Origin of the sequence: Stieleria sp. (genome assembly GCF_041595215.1) — a bacterium.
GTDB lineage: Bacteria > Planctomycetota > Planctomycetia > Pirellulales > Pirellulaceae > Stieleria > Stieleria magnilauensis.
The window spans coordinates 1-5965 of record NZ_JBFHKV010000497.1 but is presented as its reverse complement, the minus strand read 5'-3'; the positions used below and the strand labels follow the sequence as shown (position 1 = coordinate 5965).

The 5965-nt window shown below is 58.6% G+C and carries 5 protein-coding genes; 2 read left to right on the top strand and 3 right to left on the bottom strand.

All coding sequences use genetic code 11. The annotated features are described in order from the left end of the window. The first annotated feature begins 367 nt into the window (after window positions 1-367). Both ABX749_RS18695 and ABX749_RS18690 read left to right on the top strand, forming a co-directional pair. Window positions 368-649, top strand: coding sequence for a hypothetical protein (locus tag ABX749_RS18695; RefSeq protein ID WP_095742342.1), 282 nt, complete (start codon window positions 368-370; stop codon window positions 647-649). A 29-nt stretch (window positions 650-678) separates the two neighbouring features. Beyond that, complete coding sequence (locus ABX749_RS18690; protein ID WP_372897295.1) at window positions 679-1695, top strand: agmatine/peptidylarginine deiminase; 1017 nt, start codon at window positions 679-681, stop codon at window positions 1693-1695. 96 nt (window positions 1696-1791) lie between these two features. On the opposite strand, the gene ABX749_RS18685 is transcribed toward ABX749_RS18690, so the two are convergent. The 3 genes from ABX749_RS18685 to ABX749_RS18675 form a co-directional block, all read right to left on the bottom strand. Beyond that, the gene (locus tag ABX749_RS18685; protein WP_372897294.1) at window positions 1792-2937 is read right to left on the bottom strand and encodes a dipeptidase; all 1146 of its coding nucleotides are present in this window, start codon (window positions 2935-2937) and stop codon (window positions 1792-1794) included. 128 nt (window positions 2938-3065) lie between these two features. Then, complete coding sequence (locus ABX749_RS18680; RefSeq protein ID WP_372897293.1) at window positions 3066-3407, bottom strand: cupin domain-containing protein; 342 nt, start codon at window positions 3405-3407, stop codon at window positions 3066-3068. A 29-nt stretch (window positions 3408-3436) separates the two neighbouring features. Continuing rightward, window positions 3437-5965, bottom strand: a 2529-nt coding sequence (locus ABX749_RS18675; protein WP_372897292.1) for an alpha/beta hydrolase family protein, incomplete at its 5' end; no start/stop codon positions are given.

The window sequence follows — 5965 nt, the reverse complement described above, 5'->3', positions numbered from 1 at the left end:
TCGCGGCAGGGCGCAAGCCCTCCGGTCCCTCATCGTTCCCGAAACACCGGAGGGCTCGCGCCCTACCGCGAAAAAATGCTTCACAGCGCTGCCTGAAAGGGGGGGCGATCGTCGCCACCCTGTCCGCCGCGGCGTGTCTTGCGACGCGTTCATCAGCCAAAATAACGGATCTGCCCCCTTCCAGGCAATTCAAATTCGGCATTCCCGGCCAGTCTGAGGCCACCTCCGAGAAGGGTCTGAGCGGAAAACCATGCGATGCCCGCGGGACGGGAGTGGCGATCCTGTGCCGATATTGCTAACTTACCAGGCCAAAATCCACGTCGGCGGTTGCCGATTTTCCATCTCCCCCTTTAGCCCCTGACCATCCATGGCCCGTAAGGTCGTCAGCCGAGCCGAAAAAGCTGCCGAAGCGGAAGCTGCCGAAAAGGCACTCGCTTCGAAAAAGAAGAAGTCCAGCAAGCGAACCAAGGCGGCTGAAAACGTCAGGATGCGTCTTTACTGGGGTGTCTTCAGCCAAAACCTCAAACGCGTCGCCGTCTTCGATTTCGATAAAAAAGGCGAAGCCGACAAACGCGCCAAAGAGCTGAGCAAGGGCGGCAAGTCGCCCCACTTTGTCCAAAAGGTCAAAGAAGAAATCAAAGTCGAGTGATCTGACTCGGCGAAACGGATGACATCGCGATGAAACGGGTTCCCGCCGAGTGGGAGCGGCAAGCCGCCGTTTGGATTGCCTGGCCCCACAACCACGACACTTGGCCGGACCGGTTCGCACCGATCCCGGATTGTTTTCGTCGGTTCATCGGGTTGATCGCCGCGGCCGTCCCCGTCCATGTCATCGGCCCGGCCGAACAGCGCGACACAGCGGGGCTGCAGGGCATCGAAAACGTCACCTGGTTTGACATCCAAACCAATGACAGTTGGATTCGCGATTATGGCCCGACCTTTGTCGTCGACGGCTCGCAACGCGGCCACGCGATCGATTGGGGATACAACGCCTGGGGTGGCAAGTATCCGCCCTGGGATGCCGACAATGCCGCGACCGCGCAAATCATCCAGCATGCCGGCTGGGAACGAATCGCCGGTCGATTGACCCTCGAAGGCGGGGCGCTGGAGTGGGACGGCGGCGGGCGGCTGTTGACGACCACCGAGTGTCTGGTCACCGAGACACGCAACCCCGGTTGGTCGAAACAGGCAGTCGAAGAACACCTGCGGGAGCTCACCGGGGCACGTGAAATCGTGTGGGTCGATGGCGGCGGATTGATCGGCGACGACACCGACGGTCACATCGACCAACTGGCACGCTTCATCGATCCCGAAACCGTCGTCGTCGCGGTCAGTGACGATCCCGAGGATCCCAATCACGACGGACTGGATCGCAACGAACAGCTCTTGCAAGATTGGGCACAAACGACGTCGCCCGCCGTGACCGTTCACCGTCTACCGATCCCGCCGGCTCGATTCATCGACGGCCAACGCGTCCCGGAAAGCTATTGCAACTTTCTGCGGTTGGGGCCGAACCGATTGCTGGTGCCGACGTTCCGCGCTGAACAATATGATGCCGACGCGATCGCGTTACTCGGCCGGCTTGCCCGACAACAGTCTCCAGAGGTCGAAGTGATCGGCGTCGATTGCCACGATCTGATCTGGGGACTCGGCGCCCTGCACTGCGCCAGTTGCAATCAACCGGCGGTTGGTTAGGCCTGATCAAGAACGTCGGGCAACGTCATTTTTTGACCAATCGATCTTTTGACCAGCCAATCGTTTGACCAATCAATCTAACGAGACGCGTCGATCTCAGCGTGACCGCTTCACCGCCGCCGCCTCTGCACCGCGCAACGCTCGCAGCACGTTGCCGCCGAGCACTTTGTGAACGTCGGCTTCGCTGTAGCCGCGATTGAGCAACGCTTGCGTGATCAGCGGGTATTTGGAGACGTCCTCCAATCCGGTCGGCAGGCTGGGGACGCCGTCGAAATCGGATCCGATGCCGACGTGATCGATTCCGGCGACGCGAATGATGTGTTCGAGATGGTCGACGACGTCATGGATTGACCCACGCGCCGATTCATTGGATTCCAGTTGGTCGGTGGGAACGATGAACTTGGAGTAGAAATTGACCATCACGACGCCGCCGTTCTTCGCGACCAACGGCAACACGTCATCGGGCACGTTTCGCGGGTGATCGTTGATCGCCGCGGCGGAGGAATGCGAGAAAAGAATCGGCGCGGTGGAAACCTCGATCGCTTGCTTCATCACCGCCGGTGAGACGTGCGAGAGGTCGACCAGCATGCCGATGCGATTCATTTCACGGACGACCTCTTTACCGAATTCGGTCAGGCCATCGTGCTGCGCATCATCGGTCGCCGAATCCGCCCAAGGCAATGTCTTGGAATGCGTCAGCGTCATGTAGCGGCAACCACGGTCGTACAACCGTTTCAAATTCGCCAGCGATCCCTCGATCGAATGGCCGCCTTCGATCCCCATCATGCAGGCGATCTTACCCGCGGTGGCGATCCGTTCCACGTCGTCGGCGGTGGAGGCGAACTCAAACACGTCGGCGTAACGTTTCACCATGCGATCGACGATGTCGATTTGTTCCAGCGTTTGGATCAACGAGTCGCCCGTGGTCGACGTGTCGGCGGGCACATAGACCGACCAGAACTGAGCCTTCAAACCGCCTTCACGAAGCCGCGGGATATCGGTGTGCAGCTGCGGCTGCCGCGTGGCGATGTCGAGTTGATTGAACGACGCTTGGCCGTTTTTTCGGATCTCCCACGGCAGGTCGTTGTGTCCGTCGAATAGCAATCCGGAGAAATGCACCCTGCGCCCGTGGTCGGTCAACACCAGATCCGGCATCGGGCCGGGTTCGACGGCCATCAACAGCAATGGCATGATCAGTGTCGCGGCACTCAAGGCCACTTGGAAACCCATTCGCATTAACATGTTGCATCGTTCCGCAAGTGACAGCCTGAAATTTTTTCCGCTCGACCAACGCAACCCCAGGATTCAACGTGGCAGAGCACTGGGCATCGTAGCCGGCCCACCGGTGACCTGCAACAAAACCGGCCGCGTCATTCGTCGCCGGTAAAGAAGACCGCCAACCAGACCGTGGGCTCTCGATCGGATGTCCATTCGACCCGATGTTTTCGATGCGCCGGGATCAACAGATGGTCACCGGGCTTGAGGGTCAAGGGTTGGGGATCGTCATCAAACAACAGCTTGGCTTCTCCGGCGAGCACGGCGACCCATTCGTGTTCGTCTTGGTCGTACCAAAAGCCCTCTTCGCTGGCTTGTCCGGTGGAGACGATCCGCTCGATCCGGACGTTCGACGACGACGTGAGCACTTCGACGCATTCCTTAGCAGTCGTTGCCGGCAGATCGGTGAACAGGTTCTTGAAACCATCGTCGTTCATCACACGCTCATGGATCAGACTGTCCGCCTCTATTCCGCGGGCTCCACTGGTTCTAACGGTTCCAATAATTCGAGTCCCAGTTCCTTGCCTTTCTTGACGGCCGGAACGCCGACGGCCATCCATTCGGGTTCGGGAGCCTCTTTCAAATAGTGGTCGAAAAATTGTTGCATCCGGATCGCAAAGTCGCGGCGGTTCGGTTGGCCGTCGACGCCGTGCGAGTTGCCGTTGTAATTGAGCATCCAGGCGGGTTTTTCCAACCGCCGCAACGCGACGAACAACTCGATTCCCTGGTACCACGGCACCGCACCGTCGTTGTCATTGTGCAAGATCAGCAACGGCGTGTTGATTTTGTCCGCGAAGAACAGTGGCGAGTTCGCAATGTACTTGTCGCGGGCAGCCCACAGGTCGTCTCCGATTCGACTTTGCGTCCGTTCGTACTGGAACATGCGACTGCGTCCGCTGCTCCAGCGGATTCCTCCGTACGCACTCGTCATGTTACTGACCGGTGCACCCGATTCGGCGCACGCGAACCGATCGGTTTGGGTCACCAAGTAAGCCGTTTGGTAGCCGCCCCAGCTGTGACCTTGCATGCCGATTCGTTTTTCGTCAATGAAGCCTTCGGCGACCACATGGCTGACGCCCGACAGGATCGCGTTGGCTGCGCTCGCGCCGGGCTGGCCGGTTTTGTAGGGAATGTCGGGGACGAAGACGACGTAACCGCGGCTGACGTAAAAGCTGATGTTGATGCTTGACCGCCCCGCGGCGGGTGTGTGATAGCGATGCAGTCGATCGGAACTGCGTTCGTAGAAATACAGCAGCATCGGATACTTTTTCTGCGGGTCAAAGCCGTCGGGGCGATACAGGATCCCGTCGAGTCGTTGGCCATCGGTCGCCTTCCAATGGACCAATTCCGCCGTGCCCCAGGCATAGTCTTGTTGTTGCGGGTTGACGTCACTGATGCGATCGATGGTTTCGAAGTCCAACGTGCTGGCCCACAGATCCGGACACATTTCGAACGTGTTGCGGGTGAAAATCACCGCATCGGATGACTCGGCTTTCTTCAGCGACGACAGGCTTTCATCCAGCATGATCAGTTGGCGCGGGGGCGAAACGTCACTGCGATCTTGACCCTTCTGCTTTTTCCACATGTCGCGGTCGAGCGTCAGACTGTAGAACCCGCTGGCTTTGGTCGCTTCGTTGAATGCACTGAGTACGATCGCGTCGTCGGTTGCGATCAAGCGTTCTTTGGGGTCGAGCCGTTGGTAGCGAAAACGGAGCTTGTTCTCCCGTCCCTGGGTCAAACGGACCGCGGGTGATTGGCCCGTCGGATCGACGAGCCAAATATCGAACCGGTCGTAGACCAGCAAGGCTTTGTCGTCCTTGATCCAACCCGCCGTGCCATACGCGCCGGGTAAACTGGGCCGATCGTGCAACTCGTCGTCCAGTCGTTGCTTGATCGTCGCGGTCACATTGACCGGTTGGCTGCCAGAGGTGGTCGATTGGGTAAACCATTTGCGCAGCTCGGCATCAAACCAGTAGATGAACTTGGCCGACGGCGACAGTCTGGCATTCCAGCGAACACGCTGCTGCACCCGATCGCGTTTTCCCGAGTCGAGGTTGACCAGATACGTGTCTTGAAAACCCGGAGATTCCCAGGACAGGACTTTACGATATTCCATGTCGGTGACCGCAATGGCCCGGTTTGATTTCGATCGAACGTCGATGTCGACGACCGGGATTTGACGCGTGGCCAGCTGAACGATTCGCTTGGCTTTGAAGTGATACGCCGCGCGGTAGTCGCGTTTGCGTTCGGCTTCCGCTTGCAATAATTGCTGCGGTTGCAAGTACGGATCTTGCCAGTGCCAGATATCCAGATTCGCCTGTTCGTCCTCGTCATTCTGTTCGTCCGCGTCGTCCGGCTCGGCAACGTGTTTATTCTCTTGTTCCGCTGCGACGCGTTCGCGTTCTTCGATCACGGAGTCGGGGATCGGCGCGGTTTCGAAATACAATCGGCGATCATCTTCGGAAAAGCGTTGGTCGGAATTTGTCGCGACCCACCATCCGGCCGGAATGCCGTCGGAACCTTCGACCGCAATCTCGGCGGCTGTTTTTTGGCCTTGGTTCCACAGGTAGACGGACCAGCGAGGTGATTTCGCATCGTTGTCGTCTTTGTCGGTCAAGAACGCCAGTCGAGTGCCGTCTTCGTTGAAGGCGAGGTTTTTGTATTGGCCAACACCACCGATGATCCGCGTCCGCTTGTGCGATGTCAGGTCAACCAGATGCACGCCGTCACCGGACAGGCCGGGTGCTTGCTTTGCTTCTGCTTCGTCGGAGTTTTCGTCGGGCTCAACCGCTTTGACCGACGTTACCATCGCCATCCGGGTGCCATGTTTCGAAAAAACAAACTGGGTCACATGGGGGTACGTTTGCTGAAATCCGGAATCCAGTTTTCGTAGAACCAGCGTGGTTCCTTCCGCTTTGGCTTTCCCCTCGTCCCCGTCCGAATCGGCGACGTTCGACGATTCCTTTTCTGCCGTCTTCAGCTCGTTTTTCGCCGG

Coding starts and splice junctions, on each gene's coding strand:
- ABX749_RS18680 (WP_372897293.1), bottom strand. CDS start 3,407: ATGAACGACGATGGTTTCAAGAACCTGTTCACCGATCTGCCGGCAACG.
- ABX749_RS18695 (WP_095742342.1), top strand. CDS start 368: ATGGCCCGTAAGGTCGTCAGCCGAGCCGAAAAAGCTGCCGAAGCGGAA.
- ABX749_RS18690 (WP_372897295.1), top strand. CDS start 679: ATGAAACGGGTTCCCGCCGAGTGGGAGCGGCAAGCCGCCGTTTGGATT.
- ABX749_RS18685 (WP_372897294.1), bottom strand. CDS start 2,937: ATGTTAATGCGAATGGGTTTCCAAGTGGCCTTGAGTGCCGCGACACTG.